The sequence below is a fragment of the Streptomyces sp. SID11385 genome (assembly GCF_010548245.1).
In the GTDB taxonomy this organism is placed as follows: Bacteria; Actinomycetota; Actinomycetes; order Streptomycetales; family Streptomycetaceae; genus Streptomyces.
In genome coordinates this window covers 1-2,629 of the sequence record NZ_JAAGLR010000958.1, presented here as the reverse complement: position 1 = coordinate 2,629, position 2,629 = coordinate 1, and the positions used below count along the sequence as shown (strand labels likewise).

2 protein-coding genes and 1 pseudogene are annotated in these 2,629 nt (G+C 77.9%); 2 read left to right on the top strand and 1 reads right to left on the bottom strand.

The window, feature by feature from the left end; all coding sequences use genetic code 11:
- Both G3I42_RS29180 and G3I42_RS29175 read left to right on the top strand, forming a co-directional pair.
- Window positions 1–1,705 (top strand): prolyl oligopeptidase family serine peptidase (locus tag G3I42_RS29180; RefSeq protein ID WP_239096754.1); only part of this gene is annotated, 1,705 nt, incomplete at its 5' end.
- 144 nt (window positions 1,706–1,849) lie between these two features.
- Window positions 1,850–2,293, top strand: coding sequence for a Rieske (2Fe-2S) protein (locus tag G3I42_RS29175; RefSeq protein WP_164290751.1), 444 nt, complete (start codon window positions 1,850–1,852; stop codon window positions 2,291–2,293).
- 90 nt (window positions 2,294–2,383) lie between these two features.
- On the opposite strand, the pseudogene G3I42_RS29170 reads toward G3I42_RS29175, so the two are convergent.
- Window positions 2,384–2,629: pseudogene (locus G3I42_RS29170) on the bottom strand (GntR family transcriptional regulator); the annotation flags it as partial.

Sequence of the window (2,629 nt, the reverse complement as noted above, 5' to 3'; positions counted from 1 at the left end):
CGCCGTGCGGTGGCCGGGTGGTGAGGACGCGGTGACGCGCCTCCTCGCGCCGGAGGGCGCGGACGTCGCGTACGGGCTGCCCGACCTCGTGGCGCGGGGCGAGATCGGGCGCGCGGAGGGGTACTGGTGGGCGCCCGACGGCACGGCGCTGCTCGTCGCCCGTACCGACGAGAGCGGGGTCGCGCGCCGCTGGCTCAGCGATCCCGCGCGCCCCGAACTTCCCCCGCGCGTGCTGCGCTACCCGGCGGCCGGGACGGCGAACGCGGTCACGAGCCTGCACCTCGTCGCAGCGGACGGGAGCGGCACCCGGCGGGTCGCGCTCCCCGCGCGGGCGGGCGAGGGCCACCCGCAAGCCCCCTGGCACGCACCCGAGTTCGAGTACCTGACGGCGGCCGGCTGGGACGCGCACGGCCCCTGGGCGAGCGTGCAGACCCGCGACCAGCGCACGGTGCGCACTCTCGCGCTCGACCCGGCGGACGGCTCCGCGCGCACGCTCGCCGAGGAGCACGACCCGTACTGGGTCTCCCTGCTGCCCGGCGCTCCGCTGCGCACGGACGCGGGCACCCTCGTGACGGCGCGCGTCCTCGGCGACGGCACACGCGGCCTGGCGGCGGGGACGGCGACGACGCCGGAGGGCCTTCAGGTGCGCGAGGTGCTGGGGGCGCGGGGCGAGGAGGTGCTGCTGCGTGCCGGTACGGACCCGACGGAGGTCCACGTGTGGGCGTGGACGCCGGGCACCGCGCCGACGCGGCTGAGCGGCCCGGAGCCCGGCGTGTACGAGGGCGCGGCGGGCGGGCCGACGCTGGTGCTCGACGGGCTCGGCCCGGAGGGCCGGACGGTACGGGTCACGAGCGGGGCGAGGGCCGGCGGCGTGGCGGAGCCCCGTACCGCCGTCCTGCGTTCCTTCGAGGAGACGCCCCTCGTCCTCCCCCGCCCCCGCCACCTGCGTCTCGGTGCCCGCGCGCTCCGCAGCACGCTCTTCCTGCCCTCGTGGCACACGCCCGGGACGCGGCTGCCCGTGCTCCTGAGCCCGTACGCGGGCCACGGCCTGGCGCTCGTGGTGCGGGCGCGCACGTGGTGGGCGGCCGTCGCGCAGTGGTTCGCCGAGCACGGTTTCGCGGTGCTGATCACGGACGGGCGCGGGACGCCGGGGCGCGGCGCGCCCTGGGAGTACGCGATCCACGGCGACCGGCTCACCGCCGCGCTCGCCGACCAGGCGGACGCCCTGCGGGCGGCGGCCGGGGTGTGCCCGGACCTGGACCCGGGACGGGTCGGCATCCGGGGCTGGTCCTACGGCGGTTACCTCGCCGCCGGGGCGGTGCTGCGGCACCCGGAGACCTTCCACGCGGCGGTCGCGGGCGCGGCGCCCACCGACCGGGCCCTCTACAACACGCACTGGGAGGAACGGTTCCTCGGCGATCCGGCGGTGCTGCCCGCGGGGTACCGGGCCTCCTCCCTGCTCGACGACGCGCCGCGCCTGCGCCGCCCGTTGCTGCTCGTGCACGGCCTCGCCGACGAGAACGTGAGTCCGGCCCACATGCTGCGCCTCTCGGCGGCGCTGCTCGCGGCGGGCCGTCCGCACGAGGTGCTGCCGCTGCCCGGGGCGGGGCACGGCGTGGTGGGCACGCCGGTCGCCGCCGCGCTGCTGCGGCACGAGGTGCGGTGGCTCGGCGCGGCGCTGGGCGTCGCGGTGGACGGAGAGTGAGCGGTGCTGGGCGGTGAGCGGTGCCGGTCGGCCCCGGGCGACCGGCACTGTGCGACAGGGCGGACAATAGGGGCGGCGCGCCCCGTGCGCACCGCCCGTACCCGTGTCGCCTCGCGCGGCCTCGTGTCCCGGAAGGGAATCCGCATGACCGTTCTCCACCCCTCCGGCTCCGGCGCCTCGCGCCGCGCCTTCGTCGCCGCCGCGGGGGCCAGCGGTCTCGCGGCTCTCCTCGCGGCGTGCGGCGGTTCCTCCTCGGGCTCCGGCGGCAAGGGCTCGTCCGGGTCCGCCGCGGGCGGCCAGGGCACGACCCTCGGCAGCACGGCGGACATCCCCGAGGGCGGTGGCAAGATCTTCACGGACGCGAAGGTCGTCGTGACCCAGCCCTCGAAGGGCGAGTTCAAGGCGTTCACGAGCGTCTGCACGCACCAGGGCTGCCAGGTCGCCGGGGTCTCGGGCGGCACGATCAACTGCGCCTGCCACGGCAGCAAGTTCTCCATCGAGGACGGCTCGGTGAAGCACGCCCCGGCGACCTCGCCGCTGGAGGAGCTGAAGCTCAAGGTCACCGGCAAGACGATCAAGCTGGCCTGACGGGGCGGGGCGGGGTGGCAGGGACGGGGCCTCGGCGAAAGAGCGCCCGCCCCGCGCACGGCGAGGCCCCCGCACCCGTACCGCCGCCCCTCACACGTACGTCCTCGGCTCCCCCGCGCCCCGCTCCACCGCCCGCACGAGCGCGTCCGCGAGCGCGTCGAGCGCGGGCATGTCGAGTCCCGAGACCGTGACGCGGACGCCCGGGCCCGAGGCGAGCCGGAAGCGGGCGCCGGGCGCCGCGGCCCAGCCCTCGGTGAGCAGCCGGGCGACCGCGGCGGTCTCGTCGGGGACGGGGACCCATACGTTCATGCCGCTGCGGCCGCGCGCGGGCACGCC

Bases quoted from the DNA above. Each gene is read 5' to 3' on its own strand.
- G3I42_RS29175 (WP_164290751.1), top strand. From the start codon at position 1,850: ATGACCGTTCTCCACCCCTCCGGCTCCGGCGCCTCGCGCCGCGCCTTC.